This window comes from Azospirillum sp. UFLA03-27, from assembly GCF_059803775.1.
Genome location: NZ_JAUQTX010000016.1, coordinates 28026 through 44954 on the forward strand (window position 1 = coordinate 28026; position 16929 = coordinate 44954).

At 67.2% G+C, this 16929-nt stretch carries 19 protein-coding genes; 11 read left to right on the plus strand and 8 right to left on the minus strand.

What is annotated here, in order from left to right; translation table 11 throughout:
* The first annotated feature begins 132 nt into the window (after nucleotides 1-132).
* The 5 genes from Q4I23_RS04330 (at nucleotide 133) to Q4I23_RS04350 (ending at nucleotide 4639) form a co-directional block, all read left to right on the plus strand.
* On the plus strand, nucleotides 133-1113 hold the full coding sequence (locus tag Q4I23_RS04330; RefSeq protein ID WP_498525418.1) for a diacylglycerol/lipid kinase family protein: 981 nt from the start codon (nucleotides 133-135) through the stop codon (nucleotides 1111-1113).
* A 25-nt stretch (nucleotides 1114-1138) separates the two neighbouring features.
* Nucleotides 1139-1987: a metallophosphoesterase family protein gene (locus tag Q4I23_RS04335; protein WP_237903618.1), complete on the plus strand. Its 849-nt coding sequence runs from the start codon at nucleotides 1139-1141 to the stop codon at nucleotides 1985-1987.
* Between the two features lie 63 nt (nucleotides 1988-2050).
* Nucleotides 2051-3064, plus strand: coding sequence for a porphobilinogen synthase (gene hemB / locus Q4I23_RS04340; protein WP_035673731.1), 1014 nt, complete (start codon nucleotides 2051-2053; stop codon nucleotides 3062-3064).
* Between the two features lie 91 nt (nucleotides 3065-3155).
* A complete protein-coding gene (locus Q4I23_RS04345; protein WP_498525419.1) occupies nucleotides 3156-3707 on the plus strand; it encodes a YbhB/YbcL family Raf kinase inhibitor-like protein in 552 nt (183 codons plus the stop codon).
* A 65-nt stretch (nucleotides 3708-3772) separates the two neighbouring features.
* Nucleotides 3773-4639 carry a helix-turn-helix transcriptional regulator gene (locus Q4I23_RS04350; RefSeq protein ID WP_498525420.1) on the plus strand — a complete coding sequence of 289 codons (867 nt, stop codon included), beginning with the start codon at nucleotides 3773-3775 and terminating at the stop codon, nucleotides 4637-4639.
* On the opposite strand, the gene Q4I23_RS04355 is transcribed toward Q4I23_RS04350, so the two are convergent.
* From Q4I23_RS04355 to dapA, 3 genes are all read right to left on the minus strand, one after another.
* The gene (locus tag Q4I23_RS04355) at nucleotides 4640-5668 is read right to left on the minus strand and encodes a class I SAM-dependent methyltransferase (RefSeq protein ID WP_498525421.1); all 1029 of its coding nucleotides are present in this window, start codon (nucleotides 5666-5668) and stop codon (nucleotides 4640-4642) included. It abuts the gene before it with no gap.
* 28 nt (nucleotides 5669-5696) lie between these two features.
* The gene (gene smpB / locus Q4I23_RS04360) at nucleotides 5697-6143 is read right to left on the minus strand and encodes an SsrA-binding protein SmpB (RefSeq protein ID WP_035673712.1); all 447 of its coding nucleotides are present in this window, start codon (nucleotides 6141-6143) and stop codon (nucleotides 5697-5699) included.
* A 66-nt stretch (nucleotides 6144-6209) separates the two neighbouring features.
* Nucleotides 6210-7085 carry a 4-hydroxy-tetrahydrodipicolinate synthase gene (gene dapA, locus Q4I23_RS04365; RefSeq protein WP_454018339.1) on the minus strand — a complete coding sequence of 292 codons (876 nt, stop codon included), beginning with the start codon at nucleotides 7083-7085 and terminating at the stop codon, nucleotides 6210-6212.
* Between the two features lie 78 nt (nucleotides 7086-7163).
* On the opposite strand from dapA, the gene Q4I23_RS04370 reads away from it, so the two are divergent.
* Together Q4I23_RS04370 and Q4I23_RS04375 are read left to right on the plus strand one after the other, a co-directional pair.
* On the plus strand, nucleotides 7164-9128 hold the full coding sequence (locus tag Q4I23_RS04370) for a lytic transglycosylase domain-containing protein (RefSeq protein WP_498525422.1): 1965 nt from the start codon (nucleotides 7164-7166) through the stop codon (nucleotides 9126-9128).
* Nucleotides 9129-9391: 263 nt separating this feature from the next.
* Nucleotides 9392-9619, plus strand: a complete 228-nt coding sequence (locus tag Q4I23_RS04375) for a hypothetical protein (RefSeq protein ID WP_149165813.1) — start codon at nucleotides 9392-9394, stop codon at nucleotides 9617-9619.
* A 49-nt stretch (nucleotides 9620-9668) separates the two neighbouring features.
* Here Q4I23_RS04375 and mltG read toward each other — a convergent pair whose 3' ends face one another.
* The 5 genes from mltG to fabD all read right to left on the minus strand — a co-directional run bounded on the left by mltG (nucleotide 9669) and on the right by fabD (nucleotide 14158).
* Nucleotides 9669-10670, minus strand: coding sequence for an endolytic transglycosylase MltG (mltG, locus tag Q4I23_RS04380; protein WP_498525423.1), 1002 nt, complete (start codon nucleotides 10668-10670; stop codon nucleotides 9669-9671).
* 26 nt (nucleotides 10671-10696) lie between these two features.
* On the minus strand, nucleotides 10697-11959 hold the full coding sequence (gene fabF / locus Q4I23_RS04385; protein ID WP_454018336.1) for a beta-ketoacyl-ACP synthase II: 1263 nt from the start codon (nucleotides 11957-11959) through the stop codon (nucleotides 10697-10699).
* Nucleotides 11960-12046: 87 nt separating this feature from the next.
* A complete protein-coding gene (locus Q4I23_RS04390; protein ID WP_014240383.1) occupies nucleotides 12047-12286 on the minus strand; it encodes an acyl carrier protein in 240 nt (79 codons plus the stop codon).
* A 169-nt stretch (nucleotides 12287-12455) separates the two neighbouring features.
* The gene (fabG, locus tag Q4I23_RS04395; protein WP_454018335.1) at nucleotides 12456-13193 is read right to left on the minus strand and encodes a 3-oxoacyl-[acyl-carrier-protein] reductase; all 738 of its coding nucleotides are present in this window, start codon (nucleotides 13191-13193) and stop codon (nucleotides 12456-12458) included.
* Between the two features lie 8 nt (nucleotides 13194-13201).
* Nucleotides 13202-14158 carry an ACP S-malonyltransferase gene (gene fabD, locus Q4I23_RS04400; protein WP_498525424.1) on the minus strand — a complete coding sequence of 319 codons (957 nt, stop codon included), beginning with the start codon at nucleotides 14156-14158 and terminating at the stop codon, nucleotides 13202-13204.
* A 393-nt stretch (nucleotides 14159-14551) separates the two neighbouring features.
* On the opposite strand from fabD, the gene rpsF reads away from it, so the two are divergent.
* The 4 genes from rpsF to rplI are packed head-to-tail and all read left to right on the plus strand — an operon-like array spanning nucleotide 14552 to nucleotide 16818.
* Nucleotides 14552-14989, plus strand: a complete 438-nt coding sequence (gene rpsF, locus Q4I23_RS04405; protein ID WP_014240380.1) for a 30S ribosomal protein S6 — start codon at nucleotides 14552-14554, stop codon at nucleotides 14987-14989.
* Nucleotides 14990-15262, plus strand: coding sequence for a 30S ribosomal protein S18 (rpsR, locus tag Q4I23_RS04410; RefSeq protein WP_014240379.1), 273 nt, complete (start codon nucleotides 14990-14992; stop codon nucleotides 15260-15262). It begins immediately after the preceding gene.
* Nucleotides 15263-15295: 33 nt separating this feature from the next.
* On the plus strand, nucleotides 15296-16252 hold the full coding sequence (locus Q4I23_RS04415) for a DUF2232 domain-containing protein (protein ID WP_454018333.1): 957 nt from the start codon (nucleotides 15296-15298) through the stop codon (nucleotides 16250-16252).
* Nucleotides 16252-16818 carry a 50S ribosomal protein L9 gene (gene rplI, locus Q4I23_RS04420; protein ID WP_454018332.1) on the plus strand — a complete coding sequence of 189 codons (567 nt, stop codon included), beginning with the start codon at nucleotides 16252-16254 and terminating at the stop codon, nucleotides 16816-16818. Before Q4I23_RS04415 ends, rplI begins: the two co-directional genes overlap by 1 nt.
* The last annotated feature ends 111 nt before the right edge of the window (nucleotides 16819-16929 follow it).

The following is a 16929-nucleotide window of genomic DNA, read 5'->3' on the forward strand; positions in this document are numbered from 1 at the left end:
GAATTGATCGGTTTCGGGCGATGATACGGGCGGCGGGCGGCGTGTCAAACCGCGGTTTCGCAGCGCAGCGTCGCGGAACACCGCCCCCGCCTCAGCCGTTGCCGCACCCACAGTCATGAGCGGGACAGTTCCATGATGGCAGCCTCAGCAGCGCAAGCGTCACGTCAGGAGGGAGCGGGCCGCAAGACGGCCATCATCCTCAACCGGTCCGCGGGAACGCTGGCCGGACAGCCGATCGACGATACGGTGGCGGCGATCCGCAGCGCCTTCGAGCGGCACGGGGCGGAGGTGTCGCTGACCGCGGTGGAGCCGGCCGACTGCGCATCGGAAATCCGCAAGGCGATCGACTCCGACGCGGAGCTGGTCATCGTGGGCGGCGGCGACGGGACCATCCACACCGCGGTCAACATGATCCTGCCCACCGGCAAGATCCTGGGCATCCTGCCGCTCGGCACCATGAACCTGCTGGCGCGCGATCTGAAAACCCCGCTGGACCTCGACGAGGCGTACGAGGCCCTGGCCGCCGGCGATGTGAGCAGCATCGACGTGGCGGAGGTGAACGGCGAGGTCTACCTGAACAGCTCCGTCCTCGGCTTCTATCCCCAGGTGGTGCAGGAGCGCGAGGAGAAGCGCAAGCGGCACCGACTTTTGAAATGGCCGGCGATGGCGCTCGCCATGGTCCGCACCTTCCGCCGCCTGCCCCTGCTCGACGTGCGGATCGATTGGGGCGAGGGGCCGCGCCGCGTGCGCACTCCGATTCTGGTGGTCTCCAACAACCCCTTCGACGGCGAGGCGGGCAGCATGCTCCTGCGCCGCGACCGTCTCGATTCCGGCAAGCTCGGCGTCTATGTGGCGCGGCAGCGCGACCCCTGGGGGCTGCTGCGGCTGATGGGCCGCACCATGCTCGGAACTTGGCAGCAGGATGAGGAGTTGGAAACGCTGACGGCCACGCAACTGACGGTGCACAGCCGGCGGCGGCGGCTGAAGATGGTCAACGACGGTGAAATCCTGCAGATGGAACCGCCGCTGAACTACCGCATCCGTCCCAAGGCGCTGAAGGTCCTGCTGCCCAAGGCGGCGCCCGAAGGCGACGGCACGGCGGACGGCGCGTGACGGGAATGACTGCCGGGGAGGTGTCGTGAAGAAGCTCGCCCACATCTCGGACCTGCATTTCGGGCGGATCGACCCGCTGGTGGTCGACGGCCTGCTGGCTGACCTGACGGTGGCGCAGCCCGACCTGATCGTCATCTCCGGCGATCTGGTCCAGCGCGCCAAGGCCCGCCATTTCCTGGAGGCGCGGGCCTTCCTGGAGAAGCTGCCCTTCCCCTATCTGGTCGTGCCGGGCAACCACGACATCCCGGTCTACAACGTGGTACGCCGATTCCTCGACCCGTTCGGCAACTACAAGCGCTACATCACCACCGACCTCAGCCCCTTCCACATCGATTCGGAAATCGCCGTGCTGGGGATCAACACGGCGCGCTCGGTCATCACCGACTTTTCCGAGGGGCGCATGAACAAGGCGCAGATCAAGCGCGTGCGCGAGGTGTTCTGCGAGGTGCCGGACACCGTCTTCAAGGTGCTGTTCACCCACCACCCCTTCCTGCCGCCGCCCGACGCGCCGAAGACGAAGCTGGTCGGGCGGCACAAGCTGGCCCTGCCGGCGCTGGAGAGCTGCGGGGTCGACCTGCTGCTGGCCGGGCACCTGCACCGCGCCTATTCCGGCGACATCATGACCCACCACACCCAGGTGGCGCGCTCCATCCTGGTCGCCCAGGCCTCCACCGCGACCTCCACACGCCTGCGCAACGAGGCCAACGCCTACAACCTCATCGCCATCGAACCGCCGCGCGTCACCTTCGAGGTGCGGTCCTGGGAGGGAGCGGCCTTCACCGGCGGCCTCGTCTCGCAATGGCGCAAGGACGGGCACCGCTGGGTCATGGAGATGCAGGACTCGGGATTCAGACCTGTGAGCGGTGCGGCTTGAGTCGCGGCGGCCATGCGGCGTAGGATCGCGCCGCAAGTTTTAAGAGCACATCAGGTCCCCCGCATGTCCGCTTCGCATTTCCGGTCCCCGGCGTCCTTCCCGCGCACCCGGCTTCGCCGCAATCGCGCCGACGCCTGGACCCGCCGCCTCGTCGCCGAAAACCGCCTGACCGTGGACGACCTGATCTGGCCGGTCTTCGTCATCGAGGGGCAGAATCAGCGGGTGCCCGTGGCCTCCATGCCCGGCGTGGAGCGGCTGACCATCGACCTGCTGACCGAAGCGGTGGCCGCGGCCGGCGATCTCGGCATCCCCTGCGTCGCCCTGTTCCCGGTCGTCGGCGCCGAAGGCAAGTCGGAGGACGCGGCGGAGGCCTACCGCCCCGACAACCTGATGAACCGCGCCATCCGCGCGCTGAAGGCCGCGGTGCCGCATGTCGGCATCCTGGGCGACGTGGCGCTCGACCCCTACACCACCCACGGCCACGACGGGCTGATGCGCGACGGCTACATCCAGAACGACGAGACGGTCGAGGTGCTGGCCCGGCAGGCGCTGTCTCAGGCCGACGCCGGCGTGGACATCGTCGCCCCGTCGGACATGATGGACGGCCGCATCGGCCTGATCCGCGACCGGCTGGACAGCCATGGGCATGAGTTGGTGCGGCTGTGCTCCTACGCCGCCAAATACGCCTCGGCCTTCTACGGCCCGTTCCGCGACGCGGTGAATTCCGGCGGCTTCCTGAAGGGTGACAAGAAGACCTACCAGATGAACCCCGCCAACACCGACGAGGCCCTGCACGAGGTCGCCCTCGACCTGCAGGAAGGGGCGGACATGGTGATGGTGAAGCCGGGCCTGCCCTATCTGGACGTCATCCGTCGGGTGAAGGACACCTTTGCGGTTCCGACCTTCGCCTATCACGTCTCCGGCGAATACGCGATGCTGCGCGCCGCCGCGCAGAACGGCTGGCTGGATTACGACAAGGCGCTGCTGGAGACCCTGACCGGCTTCAAGCGCGCCGGCTGCGACGCCATCCTGACCTACGGCGCCGTGGACGCGGCGCGGCGGTTGAGGGAAGGCTGAGCCGTTCGGGCTCGTCTTTGAGCTGTTCGGGCGCACGGGTGTGCGGACGCTTTTATAGCATGTGGCCATCGCCGACCGATGGAGTTTCCCCATGCACAATCGTTCCGCTCTCCTGCTCGCCGCCATCCTTGCCATGGGCGCCGCCCCGGCCACCGCTTTCGAGCTGACCAGCCCCGACATCAAGGACGAGGCACCTCTGGGCGAGCGGCATGTCTTCGCCGGCTTCGGCTGCACAGGGGAAAATCTCTCGCCAGCGTTGGCCTGGAAGGGCGCACCGGCCGGCACGCGCAGCTTCGCTGTCACCGCCTACGACCCCGACGCGCCGACAGGCAGCGGCTGGTGGCATTGGATCGTCTTTAACCTTCCCGCCACCACCCTGCGGCTTTCGGCCGGGGCCGGAAATCCGGACACGGGATTGCTTCCGGCCGGAGCGTTGCAAAGCCGCACCGACTTCGGCACGCCGGGCTACGGCGGTGCCTGTCCGCCGGTCGGCGACACACCACACCGCTACGTCTTCACCGTCCACGCATTGAAGACGGACAGCCTTCCGCTCGACGCGAACTCGTCGGGCGCCATGGTCGGCTTTCTACTAAACGCGAACCGCCTGGAAAAGGCCACGCTGACCGCGCGCTACGGTCGATGAGCGTGCGGAAGGAGCGCAGCGGACCTTGCCCGCGCGTCCCGGCGCCTCCTAGACTGGACGCCGCCATGACACCGGACCTCCTTCCTGCATTGTCCCGCTACGCCGCCCGCGACATCCGACCGGGCTCCGGCGATCGCCCGCACCGCCCCGAACTGTGGGCGTTCGTGGCCCGCAACCGCGAACGCATCACGGACGTCCGCATAGAACGCACGGCCTTGATCGTGGTGATCGACGGTGCCAAGGAGGTCACCGACACCCGCGGCACCCACCATTTTCCGAAGGGTTCGGCGATGCTGCTGCCGCCCGGCTGGATCGGCACGGTGGTGAACGCCCCGAGCGAGGCGACCGGGCATTACCGCGCCCTGATCCTGGAGTTCCCGGGGGACATGGTCCGGCGGCTTCTCGACGCCCATCCCACCGCACGGGCCGGCACCCGGCAGCATCCGCGCGACTTCCGCGTGGCCCTGACGCCCGCTCTGGTCAGCGCGGTGGAGCACGCCGCCGCCGGCTTGGCCGCGGGCGCCGCGCTCAGCCCACGCCTCGTCGAGCACCGCTGCATGGAAGTCCTGCTGGCCCTTCTGGACGACTGTGTTTGGTGGCTCGGACACGGAATGCCCGGTGGCACGGCCGACGCGGTCCGCCAATTGGTCCGCGCCTATCCCGACCAGCCTTGGACAGCCAGGAGCGTCGCTGTCGAGATGGGTCTCAGCACGGGGACCTTGCGCCGACGCCTTGCCGATGAAGACGCCTCCGTACGGCGCATCCTGACGGAGGAGCGTGTCGCTCACGCCCTTCGGTTGCTGGAAAGCGACGAGCTGTCCGTGCAGGAAGCGGCGGAAGCCGTTGGCTACACCTCCCGCTCCCACTTCGCCCGACGGGTTCGGGCCGTTACGGGCGCGAACCCGTCGGACCTGCGTGGCGATGGTCGCTGATTACTTCGGCGTGCCCTTCCACACCTGGAACTGCGGTGTTTCCAGCAGCAGATCGGCGTGGCCGAAGGCCGTCTTGAACAGCTTGCCGACACCCGCCGTCCGTTGGGTCACCGCGACCAGCGAGCCGCGCAGCTTCAGATACTGCTTGGTGCCGGCGACCAGCGCCTCCAGCATTCCGAAATCCTCGTCCTTGCCGCGGTGGAGCGGCGGGTTCGACACTATCAGCCCGAAGCGTTCCCGCGCGCCGAGCCCGGTCAGCCCGTCGCTCAACACGCATTCCGCGTCCGGCACGTTCTGGCGGGCGGCGTGCAGAGCCACCGCGTCGATGTCCAGCAGGGTCAGCCGGGCGTCTAGCGTGCGCTCCCGCACCGCCCGCGCGATCACCCCGGCGCCGCAGCCGAAATCCAGGACGGCGGTGCCCACCGCGATCTCCGGCAGGACCTGGAGGAGGCATTCCGTGCCGCTGTCGAGACGGCCATGGGCGAACAGGCCGGGATAGGACACGAGATCCAACGCCTCGTCGCGCCCCGGCAGCGGCAGGGTGACGGTCTCCCGCCAATCCTCCAGATTGCCCTTGGCCGAATCGCTGGTCCGGCGGGTTTCCAGCAGGCGGGTGCGGCGCTTGATGGTCAGTGTCTCCACGCCTTCGGCCAGCCCGTCGAAGCGCTTCGGCGCGGAGGTGATGCCCTCGTCGTTGCTGCCGGCGATCCACAGCGGCGCCCCTGCCGGCAAGCGGGCTGCCAGGGCGTGCAACGCCATCTCGAAGGCGGCCCAGCCGCGCGGCAGGCGCAGGACCCCGCCATCGAAGGCACCGTCTGCCGGCCAGGGCGTGGCCAACTTGCCGTCCAGCGCCAAGCGGTGCCAGGAGACGACCTCCGCCCCGCCGTCGGCCAAGGCCGCTTCCATGGCGCCGTCGGTGTCGCCGGCCACCAGGATGCGGCCCTGCGGGCGGCGCTCGGCCAGGGCCTCCGCGGCAACGCCGGCCACGGTGGAATCGCGGTCGGTCGCGCGGTTGGACAATCGGCTCACAAGCTTTTTCCCTTTATCCCCTGGTCCTTCAACCCTTGTCGCGCATCAGGCGCGCCTTGTCGCGCTGCCACGACCGCTCCTTCTCGGACTCGCGCTTGTCATGCTTCTTCTTGCCAGTGGCGAGGCCAACCTCGACCTTGGCAATGCCGCGATCGTTGAAATAGACGGTCATCGGGATCAGCGTGATCCCCTTCTGCTTAATGGCGCCCATGAGCTTGCTCAGCTCGCGGCGGTGCACCAGCATCTTGCGCGGGCGCTTGGTCTCGTGCTGAAGCCAGCGGCCCGCCTGCCCGTATTCCGGAATGTAGGCGTTGAACAGGTACAGTTCACCGTTCTTGAGGCCGGCGTACGCCTCGTTGATGCTGGCACGGCCGCCGCGCAACGACTTCACCTCGGTGCCGGTCAGGATCAGACCGGCCTCCAGGGTGTCTTCGATGAAATAGTCGAAGCGTGCGCGGCGGTTCTGTGCCGCCATGCGCCTTGGTTCGGGCTCGCGGGCGGCCACGGATCCTCCTTCCCTAGGGCGGGGTGCTGCCGTCCCTTAGGACAGCAGCCCGGCCTTCTTCATCGCGTCGCGGACGGTGGTCCGCGTGCTTTCCGACGCGGCAACCATCGGCAAGCGAACCTCGTCCGAGGACTTGCCGAGCAGGCTGGCGGCGTACTTCACCGGGGCCGGACTCGTCTCCACGAACATGGAATCGTGCAGCGGGGTCAGCAGGTCGCGGTACTTGTAGGCGGTGGCGAGATCGCCCTTCCGCCATGCGTCCTGCATCGCGGCGCACTGGGCCGGCGCGATGTTGGCCGTCACCGAGATGCAGCCGACGCCGCCCTGCGCGTTGAAGGCCAGTGCCGTCGCGTCCTCGCCCGAGAGCTGGATGAAGTCGGGACCGACCTCCTGCAGCAGGCGGACCGGGCGGGCCAGATCCGCCGTGGCGTCCTTCACGCCGATGATGTTCGGCAGCTTGGCGAGGCGGGCCATGGTTGCCACCGACATATCCACGACACTGCGGCCGGGAATGTTGTAGATAACGATCGGCAAATCCGCCGCGTCATGGATCGCTTTGAAATGCTGGTACAGACCTTCTTGCGTCGGCTTGTTGTAATAGGGCGTGACCACCAGCGCCGCGGTGGCGCCGGCCTTCTTCGCATGCTGGGTCAGCGAGATCGCCTCCTCGGTGGAGTTCGACCCGGTGCCGGCGACGACCGGAACCTTCCCGCCCGCGGCCTCGATGCACAGCTCGACGACCCGGTTGTGCTCCTCGTGGGAGAGGGTGGGCGACTCGCCCGTGGTGCCGCACGGCACGAGACCGTGGGTGCCCTGCGCAACCTGCCACTCGACGAAGGACTGGAAGGCGGCCTCGTCCACTTTCCCGTTTTTAAACGGGGTCAAAAGAGCGACGATGGAACCGTACAACATGCCTGCCACCTCCGACGGACTTCAAGAAAAGTGTCGCGCACCTTAGCCGCACCCGTTCCCCCGAGCAAGAGCGCCCGGATGATCATCCGACATGCCACCCGTTCCGCCATTGCCGCCGCCCTGCTGGGGCTGATCGTGCTGGCCCAGCCCGCCGGGGCGGCCAGCCTGACGGCGCAGGACCTCGCCGTCTACCGGCAGGCCTTCAAGGCGGCCGACAACGACCGCCACGACGAGGCGCTGCGCATCGCCGCCCAAGCCTCCAACAAGTTGCCGGCCAAAGTGATCCGCTGGATGGCCCTGGCGACTCCCGGCGGCGGCAGCTTCGACGAGATCGCCGCCTTCATCCGCGAGAACGGCGACTGGCCCAACCAGGCGCAGCTTCGCCGTCAGGCGGAAAAGGCGATGCCCATCGACCTGGACGAGGACCGGGTGCTGGCTTGGTTCAAGCAGTACCCGCCCCTGTCCAACGAAGGCTTCATGCGCCACGCCGACACGCTGCTGGCGACCGGCAACGCCGAGCGGGCGGTGCGGATGGTGCGCGACCGCTGGGTGGAGGCGAACTTCACGTCCGCGGACGAGGAGCAGTTCCTGGCCCGCTACCGCTCTCATCTGCGTCCGCAGGAGCACAAGGCGCGCATCGACCGGCTGCTGTGGGAGCGCCAGGAAGCCGCGGTGCGCCGCATGCTGCCCTTCTTCGACGAAGCCTACGACCTGCTGATCGAGGCGCGGATCGCGCTGGACGGCGACGCCAAGAACGCCGACGCGGCGCTGGCCCGCGTGCCCGCCTCGCTGCGCAATGACCCCGGCTTGCTGTTCGACCGTGCCCGCTACCGCCGCCGCAAGGGCGACGACGCCGGGGCGCTGGAGATCATCGTCCAGGCGCCCAAGGACATGGGCCGTCCGCAGGCGTGGTGGACGGAGCGCCACATCCTGGCCCGCCGCGCCATGGTGAACGGCGACCACAACCTCGCCTACCGTCTGGTGACGGCTCATGGACAGACCGAGGGCAGCGGCGCGGCGGAGGCGGAATTCCTCGCCGGCTTCCTGGCGCTGCGCTTCCTCGACGATCCGTCGAGCGCCTTCAACCACTTCCACAAGCTCTACCGCTCGGTCGGCGCGCCAATCAGCAAGGCGCGCGGTGCCTACTGGTGCGGGCGTGCGGCGGAAGCGCTGGGCCAGACGGCGCAGGCCAAGGACTGGTACTCGAAGGCCGCCCAGTACGGGACGACCTTCTACGGGCAGCTCGCCGCCCGCCACGCCGGGAACGGGCGCATCGCCTTGCCCGCCGAACCGCGCGTGTCCAACGCCGACGCCACCGCCTTCGAACGGCGGGAGGTGGTGCGCGTGACCAAGCTGCTGGCCGAGATCGAGGGCAACACCGACGAGCGGGTGACCGCCTTCCTGCGCCGCATCAGCCTCGACGCCAAGGAGCCGGCGGATTATGTGCTGGCCGCCAAGCTGGCCCGCGAGGTCGGGCGCCGCGACCTGGCCGTCGCCGCCGCGAAGGACGCCGCGCAGAACGACGTGTTTCTGGTGGAAGCCGGCTACCCGATGATCGAGAGCCGCCCGTCAGCTCCGGAAATCGCCCTGGTGCACGCCATCATCCGGCAGGAGAGCACCTTCAATACCCGCGTGGTGTCGTCGGCCGGGGCGCGCGGCCTGATGCAGCTCATGCCCGGAACGGCTCAGCTGGTCGCCAGCAAGCTCGGCGTCAAGCACGACAACGCCAAGCTGATCAGCGACCCGGACTACAATGTGCGGCTCGGCTCGACCTATCTGGCGGACATGATCGATCGCTTCAACGGCTCCTACATCATGGCCATCGCCGCCTACAACGCCGGCCCGACCCGCGTGCGCCAATGGATTGACACCTACGGAGACCCGCGCGGCGAAGCCATCGACGCCGTGGACTGGCTGGAATTGATCCCGATCTACGAAACCCGCAACTACGTCCAGCGGGTCATGGAGGCCATGCTGGTCTACCGGGCGCGCATCCAGGGCGCCAAGGCCGAGCTGAACCTGGACAAGGAAATCCGCCGCTGATCTCCCGGCTGTCTCTCGCCCACGCCGGACGAGAGACAGCCACATTGATCAAAGCCGAATATTCGAAAGTCACAAAAGTCGGCTTATCTCTGCCACATACCAAAATCGAAATCGTCCAAATTTCGTCATTTTCGTCTGAAGTGGTAACTCTTCTTCCTATCCGGAAGATGAATTGCATTTAATGCTCTATTAACCACAACCCGACAGAATTCCCACGCACGGACGGACCGTGTTTCTCTTTATTCCGTGATTGGGAGCCTACCATGCCAGCACCGATGGTCGCCGATGAAGTCCGCCAGGCGTGCCGCATCCACGCGCGCCTTTTAGACGCCTTCATCACCTTGACGGAACAGGAACTGGCGCAGCTCGCCCCTGGTTTCGCCGAGGAAAGCCTCATGGAATCGCTGGAGAAGATGCGCGCCGCCCGCAAGAGCTACGGCGCCCTGGGCGGTGTCGTCGCCCTTGAAGTGGTGGCGTCGAACGCCGCCTGATCAAGGGTGTTGCGTTCGGGTCGGCCTCCCGTTCGGGAACAGGGGACCGCTAATCCTGCGGCGTGTCCCCGTTGCCCGCACCGCCCGACTGCCGGCGCTGCACCTCGCGCCATTTGGCGACGTTGCGATTGTGATCCGGCAAAGTCTTCGCAAAAACATGCCCGCCGGTGCCATCGGCGACGAAATACAGGAAGTCGTGTTTTTCCGGGTGCAAAGCCGCCTGGATGGAGGCCCGCCCCGGGTTGGCGATCGGCCCTGGCGGGAGCCCTGCCGCGACGTAGGTGTTGTAGGGCGACTCGAATTTCCAGTCATTACGGGTCAAGGCCCGCCCCAACTCCCCGCTGCCATCGGTCAGCGCGTAGATCACCGTCGGATCCGACTGGAGCTTCATGCCGGTCTCCAAGCGGTTGACGAAGACTCCTGCGACCTTAGCGCGTTCAGCCGCGACACCGGTTTCCTTCTCCACGATGGACGCCATGGTCAGCGCCTGCTGCGGAGTCTCGTAAGGCAGGTCCGGACCACGGTTCTTCCAGGCGTCGTTCAAGGCCTGGGTCATCGCGTGCTGCATCCGCTCGACCAGGGCCGAACGCGAATCGCCGTAGGAATAGTGATAGGTTTCAGGCAGTACGGTCCCGTTCTTCGGAACCGTCTTCAACTCGCCGGTCAGCGTCGGCTCGGCATCGAGCAGAGCCACCACCTGGGCGGAGGTCAGCCCTTCCGGCACCGTAAAGCGGCGGACCACGGTCTTGCCCTGGCGCAGCATCTCCAGCACGCCATCGATGCTGATGCCCGCCGGGAACGCGTACTCGCCGGCCTTCAGCGGCCCCTGGAGCTTGGCAGCGAACAGAAAGAGAATTGGAGACTCGACGACCCCCGCGTCTTCGAGGGTCAGCGCAATGGCTTCCAGCCCGCTCCCACGCGGAATGACGACCGTCTCGGCGTGCTCAAGGGGTCCGGGGGCCATCACACGGAGGGCACCCCAGAACACCAACCCACTGCCCGCGGTGAGGACGGTCAACGCCCCCGCCGCGATTCGGAGGCCCCAACCCATCGGCGGTCTCCGCGATGCTTCGCCGCTCAGGCGAATTCCTTGAAGACCAGGGAGGCGTTGGTGCCGCCGAAGCCGAAGGAGTTCGACAGCGCGGCCCGCACGCGGCGCTCCTGCGCAACCTTCGGAACGAGGTTGACGCCGAGGCAGCTCTCCGAGGGGTTCTCAAGGTTCAGCGTCGGCGGAACCAAGCTGTGGTTGATCGCCTTGATCGAGTAGATCGCCTCGACCGCGCCGGCGGCCCCCAGCAGGTGGCCGATGGCCGACTTGGTGGAGGACATGGCGACGTTGTCCATCGCAGCGCCGAACAGACGCTTCACCGCGCCCAGCTCGATCTCGTCGCCCAGTGGCGTCGAGGTGCCGTGCGCGTTCACGTAATCGATTTCCGACGGCTCCATCCCGGCCCGCTTCAGCGCGTTGCGCATGGCGCGGAAACCGCCGTTGCCGTCCTCCGCCGGGGCGGAGATGTGGTAGGCGTCGCCGGACATGCCATAGCCGACCACTTCGGCGTAGATGTGAGCGCCGCGCTTCTTGGCGTGCTCCAACTCCTCGAGGACAACCACACCGGCGCCCTCGCCAATCACGAAGCCGTCACGGTCCTTGTCGTAAGGACGCGACGCCTTTTCCGGCGTGTCGTTGAAATTCGTGGACAGGGCGCGCATGGCGGCAAAACCGCCGACGCCCAGGCGGCTGACCGCTGCTTCCGTGCCGCCGGCGACCATCACGTCCGCATCACCCAGCATGATCAGGCGCGAAGCGTCGCCGATGGCGTGCGCGCCGGTCGAGCAGGCCGTGACCACCGCGTGGTTCGGACCCTTGAAGCCGTGTTGGATGGAGATGTGACCGGACGCCAGATTGATGAGGCAGGCCGGAATGAAGAAGGGGGAGATGCGGCGCGGGCCCTTCTCGGCCAGGGTGACGGCACCCTCGGCAATGCCCGGCAGACCACCGATGCCCGAGCCCACCATGACGCCGGTGAGTTCGCGCTCTTCCTCGGTCTGGGGAACCCAGCCGGAATCCTTGATCGCTTCGTGGGCGGCGGCGATGGCGAAGATGATGAAATCGTCCATCTTCCGCTGGTCCTTCGGCGGAACGAAGGCATCGGGGTTGAACAACCCCTCACCATCCCCGCGCGGGACCTCCCCGGCAACTTTCGAGGCCAGATCAGAGGCGTCGAAACCCGTGATGGCGCGGATGCCCGATTGGCTGGCGGTCAAACGCTCCCAGTTGAGCTTGTGGCCGACACCGAGCGGCGTGACCAGACCAAGGCCGGTAACGACGACACGTCTCATGGGGTATTCCTTGACCTTTCCTCGGAAAACTCAGCGACGGCCAGGCCACTTTGAAAAGCTGCCTGGCCCTCTCGCGCCAGCGCCTGATCAGGCGGCGGCGTTCGCCTTGATGAAGTCGATGGCGTCCTTCACCGTCAGAATCTTCTCGGCGGCGTCGTCCGGAATCTCGCAGCCGAACTCCTCCTCGAAAGCCATAACCAGCTCGACCGTGTCGAGGCTGTCGGCGCCGAGATCGTCGATGAAGGAGGCGTTCTCCGTCACCTTCGACTCCTCGACCCCGAGGTGGTCCACAACGATCTTCTTAACGCGCTCGGCGACATCGCTCATTTTTTTAGACCTTCCAATCCTTGAGACCGCTCGGGCGAATTCGGCCGGCTCAACACGCGGCTGCGTGCCTTCCTGCCACAAAAAGCCCCGTCCGATAACACATTTTTACAGCCTTGACCAGCGCCCGCGGGCACCGGTCCGAACCTGTGGTTCAGGCAGCGAATCCGCCTCAGATCATGGCCATGCCGCCGTTGATGTGCAGCGTCTGGCCGGTGACATAGGCGGCCTCATCGCTCGCCAGGTACACGACTCCGGCGGCGATTTCCCCCGGCTCGCCCATGCGGCCGGAAGGAATGGCGGTGAGCAGCTTGTCCTTCTGCTCGGAATTCAGGGCGTCGGTCATCGCCGTGGTGATGAAACCCGGCGCGACGCAGTTCACGGTGATGCCGCGCGACGCGACCTCCGCGGCCAGCGACTTCGACATGCCGATCATGCCGGCCTTGGAGGCGGCATAATTGGCTTGGCCGGGGTTGCCGGTGACGCCGACGATCGAGGTGATGCCGATGATGCGGCCCCAGCGGCGCTTCATCATGCCGCGCAGCACGGCACGCGACAGGCGGAAGGCGGCGGTCAGGTTGACGTCCAGTACCGACTGCCAGTCGTCGTCCTTCATGCGCATGGCCAGCTGGTCGCGCGTCAGGCCGGCGTTGTTCACCAGGATGTCGATTTGGCCGAGGGCGGCCTCCGCGTCCTTGGCGAGCTGCTCGGTCCCGGCGGCGTCGGCGAGGTTGCCGGGCACCACCAGGGCGCGCTCGCCCAACTCGGAGGCGAGCGCCTCCAGCGGGGCGACGCGGGTGCCGGACAGGGCGACGGTGGCGCCCTGCGCGTGCAGCGCGCGGGCGATCTGCGCCCCGATGCCACCCGAGGCGCCGGTGACCAGGGCCTTCTTTCCGGTCAGGTCGAACATGGAATGCCTCACAGGGTCTTCAGGAACGATTCGACGTCGACCGGGCCCTGAACGGAGGTTCCGGCCAATTCCTTGTCGATGCGCTTGGCGAGACCCGACAGCACCTTGCCGGAGCCGAGTTCAACCAGCGTGTCGACGCCCTGCTCCTTCATATAGAGCACGCTCTCGCGCCAGCGAACCATGCCGGTCACCTGCTCGACCAGAAGGCGGCGGATCTCGTTGGGGTCCGACACGGCCGACGCGGTCACGTTGGCGACCACCGGAACCGCCGGCGCGGCGATCGTCACGTTGGCCAGGGCCTCGGCCATGGCGTCGGCGGCGGGCTGCATCAGCGGGCAATGGAAGGGCGCGCTGACCGGCAGGCGCACGGTGCGCTTCAGTCCGCGCTCCGCCGCGATCACGATGGCGCGCTCAATGGCCTCGGCATGACCGGAGATCACCACCTGACCCGACGAGTTGTCGTTGGCGACGGTGCAGACTTCGTTCTGCCCCGTGGGGGTCTTGGCGGCGTCAGCGGCGATGGCCTGGGCCTGCTCCAGCTCGGCGCCCAGCAGGGCGGCCATGGCGCCCTGCCCGACCGGCACGGCCTTCTGCATGGCCTGGCCGCGCAGCTTCAGCAGGCGCGCGGTGTCGGCCAGCGTGAAGGCGCCGGCGGCGCACAGGGCCGAATACTCGCCGAGCGAATGGCCGGCAACGAAGGCCGCGTGCCTGGTCAGGTCGAGCCCGCCTTGGTCCTTCAGCACCCGCAGAACGGCGACGCTGACGGCCATCAGGGCCGGCTGGGCGTTCTCGGTGAGCGTCAGGTCGGCCTCGGGGCCTTCGAACATCAGGCGGGACAGGCGCTGGTTCAGCGCGTCGTCCACCTCTTCAAAGGTGAGCCGCGCGACCTCGAACGCCTCGGCCAGCTCACGGCCCATGCCGACGGCTTGGCTGCCCTGGCCCGGAAAGACGAACGCCCTGGTCATGCTGTCTGGGAACCCTAGTAAAAAGGCGCGCCACCCGCGGCGCTGCCGTTGAATTCGGCGACAGTCATACCCGGCCTTTCGGGCAAGTCAAGCGATGCTCAACGTTGGCGAGGTCGAATTGGCACCTTTCTGTTGCTTTTTCGGCGTTTTTTCATTGCTGCGATGCAAAGGCGAACGGAGAAAAGGGTCATTCCAAGGCACATCAAAGGCAGGAGCGCCGGAATCGTCGGCTGGCTCGTGTTTCCGCTTGTCGGGATAGTGCTTTTATGCATACTGCGCCGCTTCATAACTCCTTGCCGGTGGCCCGCGTGCCGTCGGCTAGGCCCGGGCGGCTGATCCTGTCCATAGGGGATGGGGTGCAGCGCCGGACCATGAACAGCCATGGGGAGTATAATGGCTCTTTACGAGTGCGTGCTGATCGCGCGCCAGGACATCTCGGCCGCCCAGGCCGAGCAGCTCGGCGAGCAGTTCGCCCAGATCATTCGCGACAATGGCGGCCAGGTCGCCAAGACCGAATACTGGGGTCTGAAGACGCTCACCTACAAGATCAAGAAGAACCGCAAGGGTCACTACACCCTGTTCAACCTTGATGCCCCCGCCGCCGCCGTCCTCGAGATGGAGCGCAACATGGGCATCAACGAGGACGTGCTGCGCTTCATGACCGTCCGCGTCGATGCGCTGGACGCCAACCCGTCGGTGATGATGCAGAGCCGCGGCGAGCGTGGTGACCGCGGCGATCGCGGCGACCGCGGCCCGCGCCGCTTCGAGGATCGTGGCCCGCGCCCGCCGCGTCGCCAGGAGCCCACCGTTGCCGAAGGGGAGAACGCCTAAATGTCCGACAAGCAGACCTCGGGCGCTCCGGCCCGCACCGGTGGCGGTCCCCGCCGTCCGTTCTTCCGCCGCCGCAAGACCTGCCCGTTCTCGGGCGCGAACGCCCCGGCGATCGACTACAAGGACGTCAAGCTCCTGTCCCGCTTCATCTCCGAGCGTGGCAAGATCGTGCCGAGCCGCATCACCGCGGTTTCCGCGAAGAAGCAGCGCGAACTCGCCCGCGCCATCAAGCGCGCCCGTTTCCTGGCCCTGCTTCCCTACGTGGTGAAGTAAGGACCGGAGCGGACAACAGGCAAAGGCAATCCCATGGCCTCGCCCCTGGCCGCCCCTCTGGCGGCTGCCATCGGTGTCGGCGTGGTCAGCGCTTTCTTCTATCTCGCCGTCTTGTTCGGCGGATTCGGGGCGCTGATCCTGGGCTATCTGGCGCCGCTGCCGCTGTTCCTCGCGGGACTGTGGCTCGGCTCCACCGCCTCCCTTCTCGCTGGTGCGGTGGGAACGGTGGCGGTCCTGGCGGTGTCGTCCAGCGTCCTGGTGTCTCTCGCCTATCTGGTGACCGCGGCTGTCCCGGTCATCTTGGTGGTGCGGCAGGCGCTGCTGGCGCGGGCGGCTCCCGACGGGAGTCTTGAATGGTATCCTCCGGGCCGGCTCCTGATGGCGCTGACCGGGATGGGACTGGCGGGCCTTCTGGGCGCTGCGGTTCTGACGCTCGATCAGCCCGGCGGGCTGGAGGGCGCGGTGCGGGAAACGCTGAGCCGCATGGCGGACCAGATGTTCTCCGCGCAGGGCCAGCAGGCCCCGGACCCGCAGGACATCTGGATGGCCGAGGTGTTGCCGGGCTTCGCGGTGATCTCATGGCTCGTCATGACGATCGTCAACGGAGCCCTGGCGCAGGGCGTCCTGATGCGGTTCGGCCGCAACCGGCGCCCCGCCATGCGGCTGGACGACCTGGAACTGCCACGGTGGCTCGCCACCGCGTTCCTGCTGGCCATGGTGGCGGCCTCGCTGGCGTCGGACCCGGTCGGGTTCCTCGCGGTCAACGCCGCGCTGATCCTGGCCTTGCCATTCGCCTTTGCCGGGCTTTCGGTGGTGCATGTGTTCGCCCGAAGCCGATCGGCCAAGCTGCCGATCCTCGTCGGGTTCTACATGTTCCTGTTTCTTTTCGGTTGGCCGATCGTGCTGATGGTCGGTCTTGGCATGATCGAGCAATGGATTGGGCTGCGTCGCCGTCTCCGGCCCGCCGGCCCCGATCAGGAGGACGAGTGATGGAAGTTATTCTGCTGGAGCGGGTCGAGAAGCTCGGCCAGATGGGCCAGGTCGTGAAGGTGCGTCCCGGCTTCGCCCGCAACTATCTGCTGCCGCAGAAGAAGGCCATGCGCGCCACCAAGGCGAACATGGCGTTCTTCGAGAAGCAGAAGGCCCACCTGGAGGCCGTCAACCTGGAGCGCCGCAAGGACGCCGAGCAGGTGGCCACCAAGATGAACGACGTGTCGGTCGTCGTGATCCGTCAGGCCGGCGAAACCGGCGTGCTGTACGGTTCGGTGACGCCGCGCGACGTTGCGGACGCCCTTGACGCCGCCGGCTACAAGGTCGACCGCAAGCAGGTGTCGATCGAGACCCCGATCAAGACTCTGGGCCTGTTCAAGCTGCGCGTCGTCCTGCACCCCGAGGTGAGCATCTCCGTCACGGTGAACGTCGCCCGCTCGCAGGAAGAGGCTGAACTGCAGCGCTCCCGCGGCGGCATGGTCACCGCGGCCGACCTGCGCGACGACGAGGACGAGATCGAGGAGGCCCCCGAGGCCGCCGAGACCGAGGTTTCCGAGGAGGGCTGACCGCCCGCTCAACGAGACCGTTCCGCTCGTCCGGAAGCCGCCCGTCCCGAAAGGGGCGAGGCGGCTTTTCCGCTTTTGGCGCCCCGGATTATCCGGCCCCCTCCATCCGGA

Excerpts from the sequence above, each read along its gene's own strand:
- Q4I23_RS04330 (WP_498525418.1), top strand. The coding sequence starts at position 133 with ATGATGGCAGCCTCAGCAGCGCAAGCGTCACGTCAGGAGGGAGCGGGC.
- fabF (WP_454018336.1), bottom strand. The coding sequence starts at position 11,959 with ATGAGACGTGTCGTCGTTACCGGCCTTGGTCTGGTCACGCCGCTCGGT.
- Q4I23_RS04370 (WP_498525422.1), top strand. The coding sequence starts at position 7,164 with ATGATCATCCGACATGCCACCCGTTCCGCCATTGCCGCCGCCCTGCTG.
- Q4I23_RS04375 (WP_149165813.1), top strand. The coding sequence starts at position 9,392 with ATGCCAGCACCGATGGTCGCCGATGAAGTCCGCCAGGCGTGCCGCATC.
- hemB (WP_035673731.1), top strand. The coding sequence starts at position 2,051 with ATGTCCGCTTCGCATTTCCGGTCCCCGGCGTCCTTCCCGCGCACCCGG.
- fabG (WP_454018335.1), bottom strand. The coding sequence starts at position 13,193 with ATGTTCGACCTGACCGGAAAGAAGGCCCTGGTCACCGGCGCCTCGGGT.
- fabD (WP_498525424.1), bottom strand. The coding sequence starts at position 14,158 with ATGACCAGGGCGTTCGTCTTTCCGGGCCAGGGCAGCCAAGCCGTCGGC.
- mltG (WP_498525423.1), bottom strand. The coding sequence starts at position 10,670 with ATGGGTTGGGGCCTCCGAATCGCGGCGGGGGCGTTGACCGTCCTCACC.
- Q4I23_RS04345 (WP_498525419.1), top strand. The coding sequence starts at position 3,156 with ATGCACAATCGTTCCGCTCTCCTGCTCGCCGCCATCCTTGCCATGGGC.
- Q4I23_RS04390 (WP_014240383.1), bottom strand. The coding sequence starts at position 12,286 with ATGAGCGATGTCGCCGAGCGCGTTAAGAAGATCGTTGTGGACCACCTC.
- Q4I23_RS04415 (WP_454018333.1), top strand. The coding sequence starts at position 15,296 with ATGGCCTCGCCCCTGGCCGCCCCTCTGGCGGCTGCCATCGGTGTCGGC.
- rpsF (WP_014240380.1), top strand. The coding sequence starts at position 14,552 with ATGGCTCTTTACGAGTGCGTGCTGATCGCGCGCCAGGACATCTCGGCC.
- smpB (WP_035673712.1), bottom strand. The coding sequence starts at position 6,143 with ATGGCGGCACAGAACCGCCGCGCACGCTTCGACTATTTCATCGAAGAC.
- Q4I23_RS04350 (WP_498525420.1), top strand. The coding sequence starts at position 3,773 with ATGACACCGGACCTCCTTCCTGCATTGTCCCGCTACGCCGCCCGCGAC.
- rpsR (WP_014240379.1), top strand. The coding sequence starts at position 14,990 with ATGTCCGACAAGCAGACCTCGGGCGCTCCGGCCCGCACCGGTGGCGGT.
- rplI (WP_454018332.1), top strand. The coding sequence starts at position 16,252 with ATGGAAGTTATTCTGCTGGAGCGGGTCGAGAAGCTCGGCCAGATGGGC.
- dapA (WP_454018339.1), bottom strand. The coding sequence starts at position 7,085 with ATGTTGTACGGTTCCATCGTCGCTCTTTTGACCCCGTTTAAAAACGGG.